This window comes from Actinoalloteichus caeruleus DSM 43889 (assembly GCF_000429185.2).
Taxonomy (GTDB): domain Bacteria; phylum Actinomycetota; class Actinomycetes; order Mycobacteriales; family Pseudonocardiaceae; genus Actinoalloteichus_B; species Actinoalloteichus_B caeruleus.
Genome location: NZ_AUBJ02000001.1, coordinates 204,950 through 226,702, shown reverse-complemented (window position 1 = coordinate 226,702; position 21,753 = coordinate 204,950). Strand labels below are relative to the sequence as shown.

Genomic DNA, 21,753 nt, shown 5'->3' with positions numbered 1-21,753 from the left:
GGCAGACGGTCGTGCCTCCCACCGGGTCCGGACCGGTGCGCGCCGGGCGACGCGCACGCCGGTGGCAGGTCTTCGGACTCGCGGGCACGCCGACCGTGCTGGTCGGCCCCTACTGGCCGTCGCTTCCCAGGCGCCCCGTCGGGGTGTCCAGTGCTCTTCCCGCCCTGGTCTCACGACCGGGACGGGGACGGCGTTCGTTCCCGCTCACCGCTGCGGGGGCAGTCCCGGACTCGCACCGGGTTCCCTCTTGCTCCGTCCGGCCCCTCGGGGCCTCGCGAACCACCAGCGGCCGCATCGTAGCGAGAAAACCGACCCGTTCGGCCGGTGTCGCACATGGTGGACGGTCGGGCTCGTGAGCTGGGCCGACGGTCGGCGGGCGTGGGGGATGAGCGGGGACTTAGGCTCGGGGCATGCCCTCCGACACGCCCGGCACACCCCTTCCCGGCAAGCCCAACTCCGCGGCGGCGACCACGCTCAGCCAGATCATGACCGGCTCCGACACGAACCTCTACGGCACGGTGCACGGTGGCGTGATCATGAAGTTCGTCGACGACGTGGCGGCCGCGTGCGCCGGCCGGCACTCCGGTGGCACGGCCCTGACGGTCTTCATGGACGAGATGCTGTTCCTGGTGCCGGTGAAGGTGGGGGATCTCGTCCACGCCAGCGCCCAGGTGAACTGGACGGGCCGCACCTCGATGGAGGTCGGGGTGCGCGTGGTGGCGGAACGGTGGAACGAGTCCGTCCCGGCGACCCACGTGGCGAGTGCCTACCTCGTGTTCGTGGCGGTCGACGCCGAGAACCGGCCGCGTCCGGTGCCCCCGCTGACGCCGGTGACGCCCGATGACCGCCGGCGGTGGGCGGAGGCCGAGATCCGCCGCCAGCACCGCCTGGCCCGGCGGGAGGCGATCCGCCAGCACCGCACGGACAACCCGAGGAACCCGAACGGCGGCTGATCCCGGCCGGCCGCTCCCCTAGCCCCGTCGGGCAGTGGCGCCGGCGCTCGTCCCGGAGCGGCGGGTCGGGCTGTCGCGGGGGACCCGTCCGCGCCGCCGCCACAGCAGACCCCGTCGCGGGGCGAACACCAGGGCCACCACGAAGAGCCCGACCGCGGCCAGTCCGATCGAGCCGGCCACCGAGCTGTCCAGGCGCACGGCGGCCCGCTGCCCGAGCAGCGCGCTCACCCAGCCCACGGCGACGGCGATGCCGAGCATGCTGTCGAGCCGCCGGGCGACCAGCTGGGCCGTGGCCGAGGGGACGACGAAGAACGTCACGACCAGGATGGCTCCGATGCTCTCGAACGCGGTCACGGCCACGGCCGCGACCAGCACCAACAGCCCCCGTTCGACGAGCCGCACCCTGATTCCGGTGGCCTCGGCGAACTCGGGGTCGAAACTCGTGAGCACGAGCGGACGCCAGAACAGGACGACGACGGCCAGGACGACGACGGCGGCGGCACCGGTGATCAGCAGGGACCGGGGCACCTGGGTGCCCCCGAGGTCCAGGGTGCGCAGCGGCGCGAAGGTCAGCTCGCCGTAGATGGTCGAGTCGAGGTCGAGGTGGACCCCGGAGGTGTACTGGCTGACGCCCAGCACGCCCAGCGAGAACAGCGCGGGGAAGACGAGCGCGATGGCGGCGTCGGAGGCGACGATCCCGCTGCGGCGGAGCGCCTGGAAGGCGAGCACGCAGACCACGCCGAAGAGGGTCGCGCCGAGCAGCATGGCGATCGTGTCCCGGCCCCCGGTCACCAGGTAGACGCCCACGATCCCCGGCAGCACCGCGTGGCTGACCGCGTCGGGCAGCAGTGCGCGTCCGCGCAGCACCAGGAAGGTCCCGAGCAGGCCGCACGACGTGGCCAGCAGGCCGGCGGTCAGGACGATGACGAGGTCGTCGGAGGTCACCGGGCGCCTCCCGTCACTCGGGACCGCGCCCCCGGATCGTGCGGGGTGCGGGGAGTCGAGCCGGCGGCACGGGGCCGGCGGGTCCGGACCAGCACCCCACGACGAGGCGCGAACAGCACGGCGAGCACGGCGGCGGACGTGGCCAGCAGCACGATGACCGGGCCGGCCGGCAGTTCGGCTCGTCCGGCGAGGAGCGCTCCGGAGGCTCCGCTCGTCGCCCCGACGGCGGCGGACAGGGTCAGCAGGGCACCGAGCCGGGTGGTGAGTTGCCGGGCGGCGACGGCGGGGGCCACGAGCAGCGCGACCATGAGCACCGCGCCGACCGTGCGCACGCCGAGGACGATCGCCACCGCGAGCAGGACCGTGCTGGCCGCCTCCACGGCCCAGCGGGGCACCCCCGCGACGGCGGCGAATCCCGGGTCGAAGGCGGCGGTGCGCAGCACGCGGAACCAGACGGCGACCGCCAGCAGCGCGGACCCCCCTACCACGAGGGTCAGGACGACGTCCCGTTCCACCATGCCGGCGGGCTGGCCGAAGAGGTAGTCGGAGAGTCCGCTCTGGCCCGCGTTCCCGGTGCCGGCCAGCGCGGTGAGCAGCACGATCCCGGTGGTGAACGCGGCGGAGAGCACCACTCCGATGGCGACGTCCGGGCGGCTGCCCGCGTACCGTTCGAGGCCGATCACGGCCAGCGCGGCCAGGGCCGCGGTCAGCCCGGCACCCAACAGCATCAGCGGCAGGTTCTTGGTGCCGGCCACCACGAAGCCCAGGACGACCCCCGGCAGGGTGCCGTGGCTCATCGCGTCCCCGAACATGCTCCTGCCCCGCAGGACCGCCAGGGGACCCAGCGCACCCGCGACCAGTCCGATGACGGCCGCCCCCACCGCGACGACCGCCTCCGGGTAGGGCAGGGGCAACGAGGTGATCAGCCAGTTCACCGGTCCTGGCCCCCGTCTGTCGTCACCGGGGTCCACCCCGGTCCGTCCGGGGGGTCGGTCGCGGCCACGCCGGCGGGGGCGCGCGCGCCCGGCTGGTCGGTCTCCTCGCGCAGCGGGGCGAGGCCGTAGGCGTGCTCCAGCAGCTCCGGGCGGAGCACCTCGGCGGGCGCACCGTCGGCGAGGACCCGACCAGCGAGCAGCACGGCGTGGTCGAAGCGCTCGCGCACCGTGCGGAGGTCGTGGTGCACCGCGATCACCGAGCGCCCCTCGTCGCGGCAGAGCTCGGTGAGCAGGTCGAGCAGTGCGGCCTCGGTGCGGGCGTCCACCCCGGCGAAGGGTTCGTCCAGCACGAGGAGGTCGGCCCGCTGGGCCAGCGCCCTGGCGAGGAAGACACGTTGGCGTTGCCCACCGGACAGTTCGTCGAGGGGGCGGTCGGCCAGGTCGAGCACACCGGTGCGCCGCAGCGCTCCCTCGACTGCGGCGTCGTCCTCCTCGGTGAGTCGACGGAACCAGCCGCGCCGGGGGTAGCGCCCATCTCGACCACCTGGCCGGCCGTGATCGGGAAGTCCCTGGTGACGGCGTCGCGTTGCGGGACGTAGGCGACGCGTCGACGGACCGCGCGGAGCGTGTCGTCGAGCAGGGTGAAGCGCCCGCTGGACCGGACGAGCCCGAGCGCCGCCCTGACCAGGGTGGACTTGCCGGCCCCGTTGGGTCCCACCACGGCGGCGAGCCGACCCGCCGGTACCCGCAGGGTGACCCCGTCCAGCACGTCTGCGCCGCCATACCCGGCGCGGACGTCGGTCGCGGTGAGGGCGGACCCCTGGTGACTGACCGGCTGACCGCCCGGGGTCCCGCCCCCGACCGGGATCACCGCAGCCCCTCGACGAGCTGGTCGACGTTGGCGCGCACCATCCCCACGTACGTGCCCTCCGGGGTGCCCTCCGCTCCCGCCGCGTCCGAGAAGAGCTCGCCGCCCACGGTCACCTCGGCGCCCCTGCTGCCGGCCGCGGCGAGCACGGCCTCCAGGCTCTGCCCGGACACGCTCGACTCGACGAAGACGGCGCGCACTCCCCGTTCGGCGATCAGCGCCGCGACGCGGTCGATGTCGGCCGTGGTGGCCTCGTCCACCGTGGAGATCCCCTGGATCGCCTCGACCTGGACGTCGTAGGCACGTCCGAGGTAGCGGAAGGCGTCGTGCGAGGTGACCAGGACGCGCCGCTGTTCGGGGATCTCGGCGAGGCGGTCCCGGACCTCCTCGTCGAGGTCGGCGAGCTCGACGAGGTACTCGTCGGCGGCGTCCCGGTAGGCGGTCGCGCGCTCGGGGTCCTCGGCCACCAGGGCGTCCCTGATCCCTTCGACCACCCTCGACCAGAGGCTGACGTCGAACCACACGTGCGGGTCGAACTCGCCGTCCCCCGGCTCGGTGTCGGGGGCGGCGAGCAGTTCCGACTCCGGGATGCTCTCCGCGACCCTGACGACCGCGGTGTCCCCGAGCCCGTCGAGGACGGTCTGGAGGTTGCCCTCCAGGTGCAGTCCCACGGAGAGGACGAGGTCGGCCTCGCGGAGCTGGTGGAGGTGCCCGGCCCTGGCCTGGAAGAGGTGGGGGTCCACTCCGGGGCCCATCAGTCCCGCGACGTCGACGTGTTCGCCGCCGATCCGCCGGACGGTGTCGGTGAGGAAGTTGGTGGTGGCGACGACGCGGAGGCCGGCCTCGTCACCGGTGGCTCTCGCGGTGGTGTCGTCGGTGGGCCGCAGGGCGAACACGATCAACCCGATCGTGGCCACCACGGCGACAAGGGTGGTGATCAGGATCACCCTGGCGCGGCGGCGTCGGGCCGACCTCCGGTCGGTGGCGGAGCCTGGTCGTTCGTCGGGCACGATGTCCTCCCGGTCGTGCTGGCCGGCGGCGATCACCGCCGCCGACAACCCCACACCCTAGTTGAAAATCATTATCATTACGCCCGCTGGTCAACCCATCGGGGACACCGTGTCGCGCGCGCACGTGACCAGCGAATCGCTACTCGCAGTCATGAAGATCCACACCCAAAGTCACCGTACCCGGTTATGAGGCAGCCGGGAATATAACGCATCACAACCGGCAACACGCCACCATATTGGGGGTGCGCGAGGCACGAACCCCAACATGTAGTCTCTTGGCCGCTGATGGTTCGGGAGGCCCGACGACGGGCCGACCGAGGCAAGAGGGAATCCGGTGCGAGTCCGGAACTGCCCCGCAGCGGTGAGTGGGAACGACCGCCGTCCGATGGCGCCCAACCCTGGGGACCGGGTGCCTCGAGAAGCACTGGAGCCCGGCCAGGGCGCCGGGAAGCGACGGCCAGTAGAAGCCGGCCAACGGCGGCCGGAGCGCCCACGAGTCCGAAGACCTGCCGTCAGCACGCGCACCGACACCAGGGGTGCGCTGTCGTTCGGACGGCTTCGAGGGTGGGCCGGGCGGGCAGTCTCGCGGGACGGAACCGTGTCTGGGGCACGGCCGTCCGCGATGCCCGCGCGTCGCGCCCTCCGCAAGTCACCGCAGCCGAGCACGCGAGGAGAGCGTCGTGACCGTACTGGCCAGCCAGTCCCCCACCCCCGCCGCAGAACCCGGCCCCTCGGTCCCTCCCGGTCTCACCGTGCGGGACCCCCAGGGACAGGTGGTGCCACTCGACGCCGACCGCCTCCGGCTGGTGGTCGCCGAGGCCTGCGCCGGTCTCGACGGGGTCAGCGAGCGGGTCGTGGTGGAGGAGACCGTCCGCAACCTCTACCCCGGGATCACCTCGGCCGAGTTCGAGACCGCGCAGATCATGGCCGCCCGGACACTGGTGGAGAACGAGCCGCAGTACTCGCTGGTCAGCGCCCGCCTCCTGCTGGACAAGCTCCGCCGCGAGGCACTGGAGTTCCTGTTCGGACCCGGCCAGCAGGCCAGCCAGTCCGAAATGGCCGAACGCTACGCCGAGACCTTCGCCGCCTTCGTCCACCGGGGGATCGAGCACGAGCTGCTCGCCCCGGAACTGGCCGAGTTCGACCTGGACCGCCTCGGGCGCGCGCTGCGCCCCGAGCGTGACCTCGACTTCCAGTTCCTGGGTCTCCAGACCCTCTACGACCGCTACCTCCAGCACCACCGCGGCGTTCGCTTCGAGCTGCCGCAGGCCTTCTTCATGCGCGTCGCGATGGGGCTGGCGCTGCGGGAGGACGACCGCGAGGGCAAGGCGATCCAGTTCTACGAGCTGCTGTCGTCCTTCGACTTCATGTGCTCCACGCCCACGCTGTTCAACTCCGGCACCACCCGCCCGCAGCTGTCCTCCTGCTTCCTGACGACGGTGGCCGACGACCTCAGCGGGATCTTCCACGGCATCCGCAACAACGCGCTGCTGTCGAAGTACGCCGGCGGGCTCGGCAACGACTGGACCCCGGTCCGGGGGATGGGCGCCCACATCAAGGGCACCAACGGCCAGTCCCAGGGCGTCGTCCCCTTCCTGAAGATCGCCAACGACACCGCCGTCGCCGTCAACCAGGGCGGCAAGCGCAAGGGCGCGGTCTGCGCCTACCTGGAGACCTGGCACATCGACATCGAGGAGTTCCTCGACCTCCGCAAGAACACCGGTGACGACCGCCGCCGCACTCACGACATGAACACCGCGAACTGGGTGCCGGACCTGTTCATGCGCCGGGTGGCCGCCAACGAGCAGTGGACGCTGTTCTCCCCGGACGAGGTCGCCGACCTCCACGAGCTCTCCGGCCCCGCCTTCGAGGAGCGTTACCTGGCCTACGAGGCGGCCGCCGACAACGGCGAGATCCAGGTGTACCGCCGCATCCGCGCCGTCGACCTGTGGCGGCGGATGCTCACGATGCTCTTCGAGACCGGGCACCCGTGGATCACCTTCAAGGACCCCTGCAACCTGCGCTCGCCGCAGCAGCACGTGGGCGTGGTGCACTCCTCGAACCTGTGCACCGAGATCACGCTGAACACCTCCGCCGAGGAGGTCGCGGTCTGCAACCTGGGATCGGTCAACCTGGCCAACCACATCCGGCCGGACGGCGACGGCGTCCCCCGGGTCGACCAGGCCCGCCTGGAGCGCACCGTGCGCACCGCCGTGCGGATGCTCGACAACGTCATCGACGTGAACTTCTACACCATCCCCGAGGCCCGGACCTCCAACCTGCGGCACCGGCCGGTCGGGCTGGGCCTGATGGGCTTCCAGGACGCGCTGTTCACGCTGCGGCTGCCGATGTCGTCCCAGGCCGCCGTCGAGTTCGCCGACGAGACGATGGAGGCGATCAGCTACTACGCGATCTCCGCGTCCAGCGACCTCGCGGAGGAGCGCGGCAGCTACGAGTCCTTCGAGGGCTCGCTGTGGAGCCGGGGCATCCTGCCGATCGACTCCCTGGAACTGGTCGCCCAGGCCCGGGGCGGCGAGAACTTCGAGGTCGACCGCACCACCCGGCTGGACTGGGACACCCTGCGCGAGCGGGTGCGGACCAAGGGGATGCGCAACTCCAACGTGATGGCCATCGCCCCCACCGCGACGATCTCCAACATCTGCGGCGTCGGCCAGTCCATCGAGCCGCTGTACCGCAACCTGTTCGTCAAGTCCAACATGTCCGGTGACTTCACCGTGGTCAACCCGCACCTGGTCCACGACCTCAAGGAGCGGGGGCTGTGGGACGAGGACATGATCAGCGATCTCAAGCGCTACGACGGCAGCCTCGGCCAGATCGACCGGGTGCCCGCCGACCTCAAGGCGCTCTACGCGACCGCCTTCGAGGTGGACCCGTCCTGGCTGGTGCTGGCCGCCTCCCGCCGGCAGAAGTGGATCGACCAGGCCCAGTCGCTGAACCTGTACCTCGACGCCCCCAGCGGCCGCAAGCTGGACGCCCTGTACCGGCTGGCCTGGCGCAGCGGCCTGAAGACCACCTACTACCTGCGGTCCCGCGCGGCCACCGCGGTGGAGAAGAGCACCCTGCGCGGCACGGACGGCAAGCTCAACGCGGTGTCGCCGAACCTGCCCTCGGCCTCGGCCGCCCCGGCCGCCGCCCCCGCGCCGGCCGCTCCCGCGAAGCCCCAGGACGCCGACGGCGCGGCGTGCTCCGTGGAGGACCAGGAGTGCGAGGCCTGCCAGTGACGACTGGCGGGTGGGGCCGCCGTACCGACATCGCCGGCGGCCCCGCTCCAGCGCCCACCGCGCTCCCCCACCGAACTCTGGAAAGGACCAGGACGTGACCAACACCGAATCGCCCTCGACCGACACCACCGGTCTCGGTGAGATCGTCCGCGACGCCGAGCGCGTCAGCGTCGACGACAAGGCGATGATCAACGCCCGCGCCGACGTCAACCAGCTGCTGCCGCTGAAGTACCACTGGGCGTGGGAGAAGTACCTGGCCGGCTGCAACAACCACTGGATGCCCACCGAGGTGTCCATGCAGGCCGACATCGCGCTGTGGAAGTCGCCGAACGGCCTCACCGACGACGAGCGCCGCCTCATCAAGCGCAACCTCGGCTTCTTCGCCACCTCCGAGTCGCTCGTGGCCAACAACATCGTGCTGGCCGTCTACCGGCACCTCACCAACCCGGAGTGCCGGCAGTACCTGCTGCGCCAGGCCTTCGAGGAGGCGGTGCACACCCACACCTTCCAGTACATCTGCGAGAGCCTCGGCCTCGACGAGGGCGAGTTGTTCAACATGTACCGCGAGGTGCCCTCGATCACCGACAAGGCCGCCTGGGCGCTGAACTACACGCAGAACCTGGAGGACCCGGAGTTCCGCACCGGGACCCACGAGGCCGACCAGGCCTTCCTGCGGGACCTCGTCGCGTTCTACGTGATCTTCGAGGGCATGTGGTTCTACACCGGCTTCGCGCAGATCCTCTCGCTGGGCCGCCAGCACAAGATGATCGGCATCGCCGAGCAGTACCAGTACATCCTGCGCGACGAGTCGATCCACCTGAACTTCGGCATCGACGCGATCAACCAGATCAAGATCGAGAACCCGCACCTGTGGAGCGAGGAGTTCCAGGAGGAGGTGCGCGGGATGCTGCGGGAGGCCTGCGACCTGGAGGTCGCCTACGGCCGCGACACCATGCCCCGGGGCATCCTCGGCATCAACGCCGAGTCCTGCGAGCAGTACATGCACTTCATCACCAACCGCCGCTGCGCCCAGCTGGGCCTGGAGCCGGTGTTCCCGGAGACGGACAACCCGTTCCCGTGGATGTCGGAGATGATGGACCTGACGAAGGAGAAGAACTTCTTCGAGACCCGGGTCACCGAGTACCAGAGCGGCGCCGCCCTCGACTGGGACTGATCGCCCGCCGGGTCGAGGTCCCCGGCCCCTGACGGGGCGCGCGGCACGACCGGCGGCCTGGCTGCCCGCGAGGGCGAATCCCCGGACCCGACGCACGGGTCCGGGGATTCGTCATGTCGGGGCCGATCAGCCCCCAGCGGGGATGATGTCGCGAGCGGGCGTCACCAGTCCGGCCAGTCGATCTCCACGCCGATGCACTGCTCCCGCATGGCGACCGAGGTCCCGGTCAGCGCGTAGTACGCCCGCCCGTCCGCGTCCTCGTAGTCGATCCTGATCCGCTCGGTCGCCGCCCTCGGCCCCTCACTCCGCAACCCCACGGCGAACCACCACTCCTCCCCCGGCCCCAGCACCGCCCCCGGCGCCACCACCCGATCAGGCCACCCCTCCCCAGCTTTGTCGGGAGGAGGCGGGTACGGGACGGTGTTGTACGGCTGCTCCCGGGGGACGAACACCCCTTCCACGAGGCTCATGTCCACCGGCCGCACCAACTCGACGCCGGTCACGGTCAGGCTCGTGGTCCCGTCGTTCACGACGGGCCCCACGCTGCTGGTCCCCGTCGGCCCCGCGTGCAGCGGCATGCAGTCCCGCGCGTACGGCTCGGCATCCGCGTTACCCCCCACCAGCAACGGACCGTCGCGGGTAGGTCCGCCGGAACACCCAGCGATGGCGAGCAGGACCGCCAGGAGGGCGGCGCACCCCCGCGCCCTCACGGGTACATCTGGACGACCAGCGTCCCCGGCCCGGTCGCGGACGCGGGATGCGCTCTTGTGCCGCACACCGCTCGACCCGCGAACCGGAACGGCCGACTCCCCGACACCACCTGAGCTCGATCGCGCACGCTGCTCCGCGCTCACCAGTCCGGCCAGTCGATCTCCACGCCGATGCACTGCTCCCGCATGGCGACCGAGGTCCCGGTCAGCGCGTAGTACGCCCGACCGTCCGCGTCCTCGTAGTCGATCCTGATCCGCTCGGTCGCCGCCGCCGGCCCCTCACTCCGCAACCCCACGGCGAACCACCACTCCTCCCCCGGCCCCAGCACCGCCCCCGGCGCCACCACCCGATCAGGCCACCCCTCCCCAGCTTCGTCCGGAGGAGGCGGGTAGACGGCTCCGTTCACCGGCCCCTCCTCGGGGACGAACACCGCCTCGACCAGACCCATCTCCACGGGATTGACCAACGACACCCCGGTGACGGTGACCGGACCGCTGCCCTCGTTGGTGACCGGTCCGGCGTTGGTCGTCGACGTGCGCGTCCGCCCGTCCGGAGGCAGGCAGTCCCGTGCATGCGGCTCGGCATCGACGCCACCCCCCGCCAGCAACGGACCGTGGCGGGCAGGTCCGCCGGAACACCCAGCGACGGCGAGCAGGACCGCCAGGAGGGCGGCGCACCCCCGCGCCCTCACGGGTACATCTGGACAACGAGAGTGCCCGGCCCTGGTTCGGTTCGCTGAGCGGGGTGATTCCGGGTACCGCAAACCGCGCGGCCTGCCTCCACGAAGTCGAATCGAGTTTTGGCCGTGTTCGAGTAACCCGTACGTGCGGACAGATCTATGCCAATAAGAGATGAGGTCTTCGCCCCCGTAGCCCAGGTACTTGCCTTCGTCACGGTCTGATCATGAATGGTTCGGGGTGCGTACGGAGCGCATCGCGATCGGGGCTGGTTCGGAGGAATGTGCGCACTCGCTGACCGCGATCGTGCTCCCGCGTTCCCGCCGTAGGCGAGCGGTTGCACCGTCGAGGTACTCCGGGTGCCCGAACAGTTCCACCGTGTGTACCGAGCATAGGGGCGCTGGGTGTCGAAGAATCGGTATGTGTACCGGCCGTGCCGGCCAAACCCGATCGTCGTGTCGGAGGCCCGGTTCACCGTGCCACTGGCGCTGTAGGAACCGTTGTTACTGGCGACTCCCACCCCCAACTCGGCATTCGCACCGCTGAGGTGTTGGAGCTCTCCCCACACGCCGGTCACCTTGATGAACAGTGCTCCCACATTCGTCCACCGCACGCCAAGGTTGACGTACTGCGCGTGCACCAGACCGTCATCGTCGGCGGGAACGTCCGACCGAGCCACGCTGCCCGCAGGCTCCAACGTCAGGTCCAGTTCGCTGGGCAGGGACGGCTCCACCACCTCGTCCCCAGCGGCCCGGGACGAGAAGGTCCCGCCCAATGCCTCCTCGGGGGCAACCGTGCCCTGGTAGCTCGCCTGCCCCTCGGGAGCCTGGACGTCCAGGCTCACCTCCACCAGACCATCTTCCGACTCGAACCTCCCCAGATCAACGCTGGGATCAACCCGGAGCTCGTAGTGTCCGTCGGAGTCCGTCGACGTCCGCGCGATGGGAGTCAGGGTGAATGTGTCACCGTCCTCGAGCGAAGCCAGCTCTCGGCCAGCGGGCCAGGCGAGCAGCCGAACGACCGCACCACCGGAGGGCATCTCACCACCTTCCCCGACAACACGCCCCGACACCAGCACTGGAGTGTTCACGTGAGCGGACTCCGCGATTCGCGTAACCGGTTCGTCAGAACACATCAGCTCAGAGGGAGCAAGGCCAACAGTCGATTGCGCCGCGTGCGCTACCCCCAGGGGGGGGCAGCAGGGCCAACATGAGGCCAATCACCGCCCCGCCCACTCCAAGTCGACGTCCCGTCTTTGTCAATCGCATCTTTTCGCTCACCTTATCCTCTGGGTCCGCCGATCCGGACAACGCGATAAGTGCACGCAGCTGATTACTGCGGGCACCCACCTGAACACTATCGGCCAGCAGTCGCCGCGAACACCCGAACGAGGCGAATTCCTGAGATCCCTGTCACGTCGGACTCCGAACAGAGGAGAGTCTTCGTCCCCTTTCTGGCGTCATGTCCGTTGCTTGTTTCTTTCCTACCAACATGAAGGAATTGACGTCTCCGCCGAACGATTCTCCGCCACTTCGGTCAGCCGACCGGGACTGCGGGTACCACGACTCCAGGTGAGCTGGGTCCGCGCCCGGCACTTCGCACTCACCAGTCCGGCCAGTCGATCTCCACGCGATGCACTGCTCCCGCATGGCGACCGAGGTCCCGGTCAGCGCGTAGTACGCCCGACCGTCCGCGTCCTCGTAGTCGATCCTGATCCGCTCGGTCGCCGCCGCCGGCCCCTCACTCCGCAACCCCACGGCGAACCACCACTCCTCCCCCGGCCCCAGCACCGCCCCCGGCGCCACCACCCGATCAGGCCACCCCTCCCCAGCTTTGTCGGGAGGAGGCGGGTAGACGGCTCCGTTCACCGGCCCCTCCTCGGGGACGAACACCGCCTCGACCAGACCCATCTCCACGGGATTGACCAACGACACCCCGGTGACGGTGACCGGACCGCTGCCCTCGTTGGTGACCGGTCCGGCGTTGGTCGTCGACGTGCGCGTCCGCTCGTCCGGAGGCAGGCAGTCCCGTGCATGCGGCTCGGCATCGACGCCACCCCCCGCCAGCAACGGACCGTGGCCGGTGGGAGTGCCCGGCCAGTCGGCCGCGACGAGGGAACTCGCCGCCGCCACGGCGAGCACCGCCCAGCCCAGCCGTGGTCGGTCCCGCCGCCCGCGCGGTGGTCCCACCGCTCCACGCGCCCCGGGCGGCACCGACGCCCCCCGCGACCCGAGTTCCTCGTTCTCGGACACGTCTCCCCCTGCCGCGCCGTCGACGGCGCACCGGTCGACGCTACTGACCGGAGCCCGCCGGGGACACGGCCGAACGGCGGCCACCGGCACCGCCGTTCCGGCTCCGTGCCCGGCCCCGGGGGCCGCCCGCGCCTCGGGACCGGGCTTGGCGGCGGATACCGGGTCGCGCCTCAGCGGGGGGAGACGATCCGCAGTGCGCGGAGGCGGCCCAGCGCGGCGGCCACCTCGAAGCGGCGCGGGACGGCGAAGTCACCCAGGTGCCGCGGGCCCAGCTCCGCCGGGCCGCCGGCGAGCAGCTCCCGCTCCACGAGCAGCAGCGCCTCCGCCACGGTGCGCGACCCGTCGAGGAAGCCCCGGCGCACGGCCGCGTCGAGCGCGAGACCGACCCCGACGAGCTGGGCCGGGTCCACGAACTGCTCGACGGAGCGCAGGTCGATCTCGTCCTCGCCGAAGACCAGCGCGTCGAGGCCGCGTGCCTTCAACCGGCGTTTGCCCCTGGCCTCCGGGTTCACCGAGGCCGGGTCCACGACACGGGCCCCGGGCAGCGGGAACCCGGTGGCCTCCTGGCGCCGGCCGGTGCTCAGATGGGCCAGTTCCCTGGCCCGCCCGGTCACCTCGTGGGGCCGGTAGGCGTCCATCATCACCACGTGGTCGGCCACGTCGAGGTAGTCGCCCGACCCGCCCATCACCAGCATGGTCGACACCCCGTGCTCCCGGTGCAACGGCCGCACGAGGTCGATGAAGGGCGTCAACGGCTCCTTGTCCTTGGCGACCAACGCCTGCATCCGGGCGTCCCGGATCATGATGTTGGTGGCGGCGGTGTCCTCGTCGATGAGCAGTGCTCCGGCGCCCGCCTCCAGCGCCTCCACCGTGGCCGCTGCCTGGGAGGTGGACCCGGAGGCGTTGTCGGTGCTGAAGTCGTTGGTCGGGGCTCCGGTGGGCAGGTGGGCGACGAAGGCGCTGACGTCGAGGCGGCGCACGGACCGGCCGTCCTCGGCCCGCACCTTGACGGTGTCCGCGCGGGCGACGACGAGCTCCCGACCGTCGCCGGGCAGGTGGTCGTACACGCCGCGCTCGACCGCCCGGAGCAGCGTCGACTTGCCGTGGTAGCCGCCGCCGACCACGACGGTGATGCCGCTGGGCACTCCGAGCCCGGTCACCTCGCCCCTGTTGGGCAGGGTGACGGTGCGGGACAGCTCGGGCGGGGCCTGGAAGGGCACCGCGTCGGCGAGTGGTCGGTCGTCGACGCCGCTGCGCCGGGGCAGCACCGCGCCGTCGGCGACGAAGGCGACCAGCCCGAGTTCGGGCAGGCGGTCCCGGAGCCAGACGGCGTCCTCCACGGTCTCGACCGCGCGCAGCACCTCGTCGTGGGGCAGCGCGGACCACCGCAGGGTCTCCAGGGCGGCGGGGAGCCGGCGGCAGAGCGCGTCCCTGGCGCCGTGCCCGTCGATCCGGCGGCCGTGGCCGGGCAGGTCGACCGCGAGGCGGAGCACGAGTTCGCCATCGACGACCTGGCCGGCACTGCGGTCGAGGACCTCCTGCCCCCCGGCGTCGACGTGCAGGGGCGTGCCCCGCACCCCGTCCCGCAGGTGGCGGAGGAGGAGGGTGGCCAGCGCGCGGGAGCGGGCGGGGCCGCGCCAGCTCTCCTCGGGGTAGTGGGTCTCCGAGGCGGGGACTCGCACCAGCAGCCGGCTGGGCGGCGCGTAGGGGTCGGACTGCGCCCGCACCAGCGTCAGCCGGAACCACCCGAAGTCCCACTCCCCCTCGGCGGCCCGGTAGCGGCCGTATCCGCTGCCGTGACTCTCCGCCAGGAGGTCCGCCAGCTCGTGCGAGGTTCCCCTCGGACCGCCCGACCCCGGGGTGGGAGGCGGACCACCCCGGGACGGTCCCGACGAACCGGTCGGGCCGCCTCCGCCACCCGGTCGGGACCAGCGTCCTCGACCGGGTGGTCCCTGGCGGCGGCGTCCATCTCCCGTAGCGCGTTCCCTGCTCATCGCGCATGTCCTACCACAGCGGCGGCGAGCTGTCCCTCCTGGCGGGTCCCGAGCACTCCGGGCTCCTTCGAGATCATTTCGTGATTGAGTGGTGAATCGTCGCACCGGGACCCGGAAGCGCGCCGACGTCGAACGGTGTGAATTGCGAGTGAAAGTTACCGAGAGCAGCCGGAGACACGATCTTCCTCCCCGTTCCGGAAATTTCACGAAAACCGACGCAACCTCGCCACCCCCTCGCACGTCCTCCCTTGTTGAGGCTCGCCCCGGGCGCCCTCGACCGTCGTCGGGATGACATCGCCCACTCGGCGGGGGTGCGGTTCGTCACCAGCGACAGCCAGGGCCACCAGCGGTGATGTACGAAGGAAGGACGAAAGGGGTTCCCGAGGGAGACGAATTCCACACTGCTACTGTTCTGAGCCATGCCACTCAGGACTGCGTCCGCACTCGGCAGGAAAGCGACATTGCGAACCAGACTCCGCGACGCCATCTATTCGCGTTACGCGAAACGTCTGTCCGGTCAACTCGCGGGCCGGCCGCGCCCTCGGCACATCGGTTTCGTGGTGGACGGGAACCGGCGGTGGGCGAAATCGGTCGGTCTGAGCACCGTCGACGGGCACCGCGCGGGGGCCGAGAAGATCAAGACCCTTCTGCGGTGGTGTGACGAGCAGGGGATCCGGCACGTCACGCTCTACCTGCTCTCGACGGAGAACCTCAACCGGGGACCGGAGGAGCTGAAGCCGCTGATGGAGATCATCGAGGGCGTGGTGAACGACCTCGCGGCCGACGGCAACCCGTGGCCGGTGGAGATCATCGGCACCCTCGACATGCTGCCCGGGGACATGGCCCGCAACCTGAAGACGGCGGCCGCCCGCACCCAGGGCCGGCGATCGGGTGCCCAGGTCAACGCCGCGATCGGGTACGGCGGCCGCCAGGAGATCGTGGACGCCGTGCGCTCCCTGATGCTGGAGCACGCCGCCACCGGCCGGGGGATGCGCGAACTCGCCGAGGAGGTCAACCCGGCCCTGATCTCCGAGCACCTCTACACGCAGGCCCAGCCGGACCCGGAGATCATCATCCGAACCTCCGGCGAACAGCGGATCTCCGGTTTCCTGCTCTGGCAGTCCGCCGAGGCCGACCTGCACTTCGCCGACTGCTACTGGCCCGCGCTGCGCTACGTCGACTTCCTGCGCGCGCTGCGGTCCTTCGCCGACCGCCGTCAGGTCGCCGGTCGCTTCCCCTCCCTCGGCTCCATCCACTGAGGCGTCACCCTCTCGCGCGGCGGCCGAGTTCCGCCGCCCGCCGTCGCGGCCACGCCCTCCCGCCGCCCCGCGCCCCGTCCGGCGGCGTCCGCACGAGGTCTCCTGGCGTACCGACCAGGAACCGCCAGGCGATCACCAGCCCTCGCACCGCCCGGTCACGTCCGCCGGTGCGGCCGTTGGCGAGGGACGTCGGGGCGGCGCCACGGATGCCCCGGTTGTGCCCGGCCCGCAGGACGCGGTCGGGTGCGCCCGGGGCACCGCTGCCCAGCCCTGGCTAGAACGGCGTCCAGTTCCGCATGTCGTAGCCGTGGAACGCCCCGCCCCGACGCACCCCGTCGACGACGGGCCCGTAGGACCAGTCGACGTCCCAGGGGATCGTCTCGAACGGCGCCCCGGACGTGGTTCCGTCCGACCGGACCACGACCGTCTCCTCCTGGTCGTCCACGACCGCCTCGATGACCAGTTCCCACCGGCACCAGCAGGTGCGGGACACGACGAACAGTTCGAAGCCGTGCTGCTCGTGTTCCGCCAGGTCGAGGGTGTACCTGTCCAGGTAGGGGGCGAGTGGCCGCAGGTCGGGCGGGGTGCCGGGGGCGGGGTGAACCGTGTGGAGGCGGAGGTCCGAGGAGTCGAGGTCGACCAGGACGGGGTGGACGTCGTTGGCCCCCTGCCCGACCGTCGCCAGCAGGGTTCCGGCGGGCGGCTCCGCTCGATCCACCACCCGCACCTCCAGCCCTCGGACCAGCACGGGGTCCCTGCGCTGCCCGACCAGGGTGATGTGGTGCTTGGACACGGGGACCCAGTCCCCGTCCACCTTCGCCTCGTCGAGGCGGAGACCACCCAGCCGCCGCATCGCCTCGTCGGCGTCCCCGCTCTCCTCGGGGGTGCCGCCCACCTTCCTGCTCAGCAGCTCACCGGCCTGGGCGAGTTCATCCGCGTCGAGGGCGTCCTCGAAAGCCCAGCTCCAGTCGTCCGGGCCGAGCTGGCGCACCTCGACGGCCAGCGGCGGCCGGGCTGACTCCGCCTGTTCCTCGGCCTCCTCGACGGCGCGCTGCGCGGCGACCTCCTGTTCGCCGGCCTGGCGCAGCGCCAGCCACGACGCGTACTGCTCGGTCACCACCGCCAGCACGAGGGGCACCACGACCACGGTCGCCACTCCCACGACCCACCCGGCTCGAACGCGCCGACGAGGCCCTGGCTTGCCGTGCCGCCAACCCGCCAGTTTCGAGCGTCGTCGCACCGCGCACCCCCATCAGCTGGACGATGGTGCCACCAGGTCAGACGCTAGCGAGGGGGGTTCCCCGGTGGGGACTTTCCCGCGAGTTCGTCCGGAAACCCCCCGAACGGCGGCGAGCCGTACGCCGGCTGGCGGCTGGCGGGTCCGGAGCGCGGCGCTCCCCGCACGACGGCGGGGCGGAGCCCCGAGCCCCGCCCCGCCGCACCGGCCGTCCCGGCCCGTCACTCGGTCGGCGCCGCCCCCTCGGTGGTGGCTTCGCCGCCCGACTCCCCACGGTCGCGCCGCCGCTCGGCGCGACTCGCGATCCGCTCCCGACCGTTCTCCACGATCGTGTAGAGCGCGGGGACCAGGGCCAGCGTCAGCAGCGTCGACGTGACCAGTCCGCCGATGACCACCAGGGCCAACGGCCGCGAGATGAAGCCGCCGTCGCCGGTGATGCCGAGGGCCATCGGCACCAGGGCGAAGATGGTGGCCGCTGCCGTCATGAGGATCGGCCGGAGTCGGCGGCGGCCGCCCTCCATCACGGCCTCCCGAACGCCCATCCCCCGGTCGCGGTACTGGTTGATGAGGTCGATCAGGACGATCGCGTTCGTGACCACGATGCCGATCAGCATCAGCATGCCGATCAGGGCCGGCACGCCGAGCGCGGTGCCGGTGACCAACAGGAGGCCGACGGCACCCGTGGCGGCGAAGGGCACCGATACGAGCAGGATGAGCGGTTGCACCAGGCTCCGGAAGGTGCCGACCATGATGATGAAGACGATCGCCACCGCCAGGAGCAGGGCCAGTTGGAGGTCGGCGAAGGCGTCGTCCTGATCGGCCGTCACCCCGCCGAGTGAGTAGGAGGCGCCGGCCGGGAGGTCGATGCCGTCGAGGGCCCGGCTCAGTTCGGCGCTGGTGGCGCCGATGTTCTGCGAGGTCGCGGTGGCCGTCACGGTGGCGCTCCTGGCGCCGTCGATCCGCTTGAGCTGCACCGGTCCCTCGATCTCGGAGACCTCCGCGACCTCGGCCAACCGCACCGGGCCGGCCGGCGTCGGCAACGCCAGCTCACGAACCTCCTCGGGAGTGGCGGGGGCCTCGACGGTGCGCAGGACGACGTCCCGGCGTTCCTCGCCGATGGTCAGCTCGCCGACCGGGGCGCCCCGGAAGGTCTGCGCGACCAGCTGCCCGATCGCGCCCTCCGACAGGCCGAGCGCGGCGGCGGCCTCGCGGTCCACCGCGACCCGGACCCTCGGGACGGACTCGCTCAGGTCGCTGGTGACGTCGGTGACGTCGTCGACGCCCTCCACCGTCTCCCGGACGAGGTCCGAGGCGGTGAGGAGGTCGTCCTGGTTGGACGCCTGGACGTTCACCTGGAGCTGGCTGGTGTTGAAACCACCACCACCGGCACCGACCGTGATCTCCCCGACGTCGCCGAGCCCGGCGACCCGGTCCCGGACCGTGCCCTCCACCTCGGTGGCGTCGGCGTCCTCGTCGAGGGTGAGCGAGAAGCTGGCCGCGTCGGAGCCGCCACCGCCGAACAGGGCGGCCATGCCAGTACCCCCGCCCACGGTGACCTGGTAGGTGCTGATCTCCGGGATGTCAGCGAGGACCTCCTCGACCTGCCGGGCGGCGGCGTCCGTGGCCTCCAGGCTGGTTCCCGGCGGCATCTCCTGCTGGAGGCTGAGCGTGTTCTGGCCGGACGCGTCGAGGAAGTTCGTCTCCAGCCTGGGGACCATCGCGACGGTGCCGACGAGGACCAGGGCGGCGATCCCGACGGTGACCCACCGCCGGATCGTGACGAACCGCAGGACCGGCAGGTAGACCCGCTGCAACCACGACCGACGTTCCCGTTCGGCCGCGGCGGCCTCGATCTCGTCCCGGGCCTCGTCGTCCTCCTCCGTACCGCCCTCACCCCGGTCGCCGACCTCGGACCGCAGGAACCAGTACGCCAGGACCGGGATGATGGTCAGCGCCACGAGCAGGGAACCCAGCAGCGCGACCGCGCTGGTGAAGGCGAAGGCGCTGAACAGTTCGCCGACGATCCCACCGGCGAAGGCGATGGGCAGGAAGACGGCGACGGTGGTCAGGGTGGACGCGGTGATCGCGCCGGCGACCTCGCGGACGCCGTCGAGCACGGCGCGTCGTCGGTCCGCCGTGTAGGAGAGATGTCGTTTGATGTTCTCCAGGACGACGATCGAGTCGTCCACGACCCGGCCGACCGAGATGGTCAGGGCTCCCAGCGTGAGCATGTTCAGGGAGAGACCGCCGGCCCACATGGAGAGGAGCGCGACCACCAGCGACAGCGGGATGGACACCGCCGTGACGATGGTGGAGCGGAAGGAGAACAGGAACAGCAGGATGACGAGGATCGCGAAGACGAGTCCCAACGCGCCCTCGGTGGTGAGCCCCTCGATGGACCGCTCGACGAAGGGCGCCTGGTCGAAGACGACGGTCAGTTCGGTGCCCTCGCCCAGCGCCCGCTCCAGTTCGGGGAGCAGGTCCTGCACGGCCCGGGAGACCTCGACCGTGTTGCCCTCCGGGGTCAGGGTGACGGTGATCCCGAGGCTGTCCGAGCCGTTGGTGCGGGTCAGGGAGGTGGCGGCGTCCTCGGTCTCGGTGATCTCGGCGACGTCCCCCAGCCGCACCGGCGTTCCGGCCCCCGGGGCGTCCTGACCGGGGGTGAGGGGCAGCTCGGCCAGCTCCTCGACGGAGGTCAGCCGCTCACCCGTCTGCACCGTGAGGCTCCGGTCGCCGTCGGTGACCGCGCCGGCGGGGAACGGTGTCCCGTTGGCCTGGAGCGCGTCGGAGATGGCGGTGGGGGCGAGCCCCGCCCTGCCCAGTGCGGCCTGGTCCGGTGTGATGGTGACGGTGGTCGTCCGCGCCCCGCTGACGCTGGCCTCGCGGACCCCGCTGACGGACTCGATGTCGGGCACGACGACGGTGTCCAACCGCTCGGCGAGCCACTCGGAGTCGTTGTCGGAGGTCGCGGCCAACACCAGGGCTGGCAGCATGTCGGTGCTCCCGGCGACGACCGTGGGGTCGACGTCCTCGGGCAACTGGAGGCGGTTGACCGCGCGCTGCATCTCGTTGACGGCGTCGCCGATCGAGGTGCCGAAGTCGAACTGGACCTGGATGGTGGCCAGGTTCTCCGTCGACACCGAGGTCAGTTCCGACACGCCCTGCGTGCCCCTGACGGCCGTCTCGATGGGCCGCGTCACCTGGTCCTCGACGAGGTCGGGTGAGGCGCCGGGGTACGGCGCGATCACGGCCGCAGCCGGTAACTCCATCGGCGGCAGGAGTTCCTGCTTCAGCGATGGGACGGCGAAGGCCCCGGCCACCGCCGCGACGACCGCGATCAGTGCGACCAGGGCACGGTTGGCCAGACTCAGCTTGGCCAGCTTCATGAACGACTCCCCACCAAGGTTCGTTAGCCTCGGCCAAACATTCTGCCTGAGGCTAACGATTCACCCGATCGGGGTCCGCTGCTAGCGTCTGCCGTTGCCCGGCGGACCGCCGGTGCGAGCGGATCGAGGAGAACCGGTGGCTGCGGAGAGAGAACTCCTGCTCGACCGGGTGGTGGACGCCCTACGTGACATCCAGCAGACCTTCGGCGTCGTGGAATCGCCGTTGCTCCAGGTCAACCTGACGATGCAGCAGCTCCGGACGCTGGTCTTCCTGGTCGTCCGACGGGGCTGTTCGAGCCAGGAGCTGAGCCGGCTGCTCCGGGTCAGCTCCGCCACGGTGACCGGCCTGGTCGACCGGTTGGAGACGCAGGGTCTGGTCGTTCGTCGCCCGGACCGCGACGACCGCCGCGTTCGACACGTGCTGCCCACGTCCGACGGTGACGCGCTGGTCGCCGAACTCCAGGACAGCGGCACGGCGTCCCTGCGGACGCTCCTGGTGGACCTGGGGGAAGGGGACCTGCGGGACCTGGCCCGGGTCCTGCTGCGGCTGCGCGAGCTGGCCTTCGCCCGGGTCGGGCGCGAGGAGGTCGCGGCGGCGGGAGCCGCCGACGAGGAGGCGGACACGCCTCACGACCGGCGGTGACCGCCGTGGTGCGGATCGTGGGGCGGCCAGGCGTCACCGCGGGGCCGCCCCACCGGCTCACGTCTGCTGGTCGAGCAGCGCGAACGCCATCTCCCCGTCCTCGTCCGGCTGCACGTCGAGGACCTTGTCCCTGAGGTAGTCCACGGCGCCCGGCGACAGGAAGACCCGCGCCCCGGGCCCGGAGCCCACCACCTGGTCCTCCTGGTCGGGTTCACTGCACAGCGAGACCGCGAGAGCGGCGCCCTCCTCGTTCTCGGAGTCCACGTCGAAGCGCAGACCGCTGGTGTCTGGCTGTCCTTCGGCGTTCCTGAGATCGTTGATCGCCTCGGCTGCGGCGTCGGTGACGGCGAGCATCCTGCGTTCCTCCCGGATCGACGGCGGGCTGTCTCCGTACCGCCGCCACCGTAGTCCAGACGGATGCGGCGCGCGTTCCGGCACGTCGCCGGGCCCGCGGCGAGGCAGTCGCC

The 21,753-nt window shown here is 71.4% G+C and carries 15 protein-coding genes, 1 pseudogene and 2 riboswitches; of the genes and pseudogenes, 5 read left to right on the top strand and 11 right to left on the bottom strand.

Annotation, left to right across the window (positions count from 1 at the left end; translation table 11 throughout):
• Positions 1–46: 46 nt before the first annotated feature.
• A riboswitch (cobalamin riboswitch) is annotated at positions 47–299 on the bottom strand.
• 111 nt (positions 300–410) lie between these two features.
• A complete protein-coding gene (locus G443_RS00950; protein WP_026418741.1) occupies positions 411–953 on the top strand; it encodes an acyl-CoA thioesterase in 543 nt (180 codons plus the stop codon).
• 18 nt (positions 954–971) lie between these two features.
• Here G443_RS00950 and G443_RS00945 read toward each other — a convergent pair whose 3' ends face one another.
• The 4 genes and pseudogenes from G443_RS00945 to G443_RS00930 form a co-directional block, all read right to left on the bottom strand.
• Positions 972–1,898 carry a metal ABC transporter permease gene (locus G443_RS00945; protein WP_026418740.1) on the bottom strand — a complete coding sequence of 309 codons (927 nt, stop codon included), beginning with the start codon at positions 1,896–1,898 and terminating at the stop codon, positions 972–974.
• The gene (locus G443_RS00940; protein ID WP_026418739.1) at positions 1,895–2,833 is read right to left on the bottom strand and encodes a metal ABC transporter permease; all 939 of its coding nucleotides are present in this window, start codon (positions 2,831–2,833) and stop codon (positions 1,895–1,897) included. Before G443_RS00940 ends, G443_RS00945 begins: the two co-directional genes overlap by 4 nt.
• Positions 2,830–3,704, bottom strand: a pseudogene (locus G443_RS00935) (metal ABC transporter ATP-binding protein). The gene G443_RS00940 and the pseudogene G443_RS00935 overlap by 4 nt, the downstream one beginning before the upstream one ends.
• On the bottom strand, positions 3,701–4,765 hold the full coding sequence (locus G443_RS00930) for a metal ABC transporter solute-binding protein, Zn/Mn family (protein ID WP_081715416.1): 1,065 nt from the start codon (positions 4,763–4,765) through the stop codon (positions 3,701–3,703). Before G443_RS00930 ends, G443_RS00935 begins: the two are co-directional and overlap by 4 nt.
• A gap of 215 nt (positions 4,766–4,980) precedes the next feature.
• A riboswitch (cobalamin riboswitch) is annotated at positions 4,981–5,239 on the top strand.
• A gap of 161 nt (positions 5,240–5,400) precedes the next feature.
• Here G443_RS00930 and G443_RS00925 point away from each other — a divergent pair.
• Together G443_RS00925 and G443_RS00920 are read left to right on the top strand one after the other, a co-directional pair.
• Positions 5,401–7,953 (top strand): ribonucleoside-diphosphate reductase subunit alpha, encoded by a 2,553-nt coding sequence (locus tag G443_RS00925; RefSeq protein ID WP_245588793.1) that lies wholly within the window; start codon positions 5,401–5,403, stop codon positions 7,951–7,953.
• A 94-nt stretch (positions 7,954–8,047) separates the two neighbouring features.
• A complete protein-coding gene (locus tag G443_RS00920) occupies positions 8,048–9,127 on the top strand; it encodes a ribonucleotide-diphosphate reductase subunit beta (protein ID WP_016700898.1) in 1,080 nt (359 codons plus the stop codon).
• A gap of 161 nt (positions 9,128–9,288) precedes the next feature.
• Here G443_RS00920 and G443_RS00915 read toward each other — a convergent pair whose 3' ends face one another.
• The 4 genes from G443_RS00915 to G443_RS00900 form a co-directional block, all read right to left on the bottom strand.
• Positions 9,289–9,657, bottom strand: a complete 369-nt coding sequence (locus G443_RS00915; protein WP_253860091.1) for a hypothetical protein — start codon at positions 9,655–9,657, stop codon at positions 9,289–9,291.
• A gap of 320 nt (positions 9,658–9,977) precedes the next feature.
• Positions 9,978–10,529, bottom strand: coding sequence for a hypothetical protein (locus tag G443_RS00910; protein WP_253860090.1), 552 nt, complete (start codon positions 10,527–10,529; stop codon positions 9,978–9,980).
• Positions 10,530–11,927: 1,398 nt separating this feature from the next.
• Complete coding sequence (locus G443_RS00905) at positions 11,928–12,767, bottom strand: hypothetical protein (RefSeq protein WP_253860089.1); 840 nt, start codon at positions 12,765–12,767, stop codon at positions 11,928–11,930.
• A 170-nt stretch (positions 12,768–12,937) separates the two neighbouring features.
• A complete protein-coding gene (locus G443_RS00900; RefSeq protein ID WP_051313931.1) occupies positions 12,938–14,761 on the bottom strand; it encodes a P-loop domain-containing protein in 1,824 nt (607 codons plus the stop codon).
• Positions 14,762–15,180: 419 nt separating this feature from the next.
• On the opposite strand from G443_RS00900, the gene G443_RS00895 reads away from it, so the two are divergent.
• Positions 15,181–16,020 (top strand): isoprenyl transferase, encoded by an 840-nt coding sequence (locus G443_RS00895; RefSeq protein ID WP_051313930.1) that lies wholly within the window; start codon positions 15,181–15,183, stop codon positions 16,018–16,020.
• A gap of 274 nt (positions 16,021–16,294) precedes the next feature.
• Here the strand turns inward: G443_RS00895 and G443_RS00890 are convergent, their stop codons facing one another.
• Together G443_RS00890 and G443_RS00885 are read right to left on the bottom strand one after the other, a co-directional pair.
• Positions 16,295–17,182, bottom strand: coding sequence for a hypothetical protein (locus tag G443_RS00890; RefSeq protein ID WP_155886120.1), 888 nt, complete (start codon positions 17,180–17,182; stop codon positions 16,295–16,297).
• A gap of 296 nt (positions 17,183–17,478) precedes the next feature.
• Positions 17,479–20,643, bottom strand: coding sequence for an efflux RND transporter permease subunit (locus G443_RS00885; RefSeq protein WP_051313928.1), 3,165 nt, complete (start codon positions 20,641–20,643; stop codon positions 17,479–17,481).
• A gap of 136 nt (positions 20,644–20,779) precedes the next feature.
• Here G443_RS00885 and G443_RS00880 point away from each other — a divergent pair, with 136 nt between their 5' ends.
• Entirely contained in the window at positions 20,780–21,286 is a 507-nt protein-coding gene (locus tag G443_RS00880; protein WP_051313927.1) for a MarR family winged helix-turn-helix transcriptional regulator, read from the top strand.
• A gap of 57 nt (positions 21,287–21,343) precedes the next feature.
• Here the strand turns inward: G443_RS00880 and G443_RS00875 are convergent, their stop codons facing one another.
• Positions 21,344–21,640, bottom strand: coding sequence for an iron-sulfur cluster biosynthesis protein (locus tag G443_RS00875; RefSeq protein ID WP_026418733.1), 297 nt, complete (start codon positions 21,638–21,640; stop codon positions 21,344–21,346).
• Between the last annotated feature and the right edge of the window lie 113 nt (positions 21,641–21,753).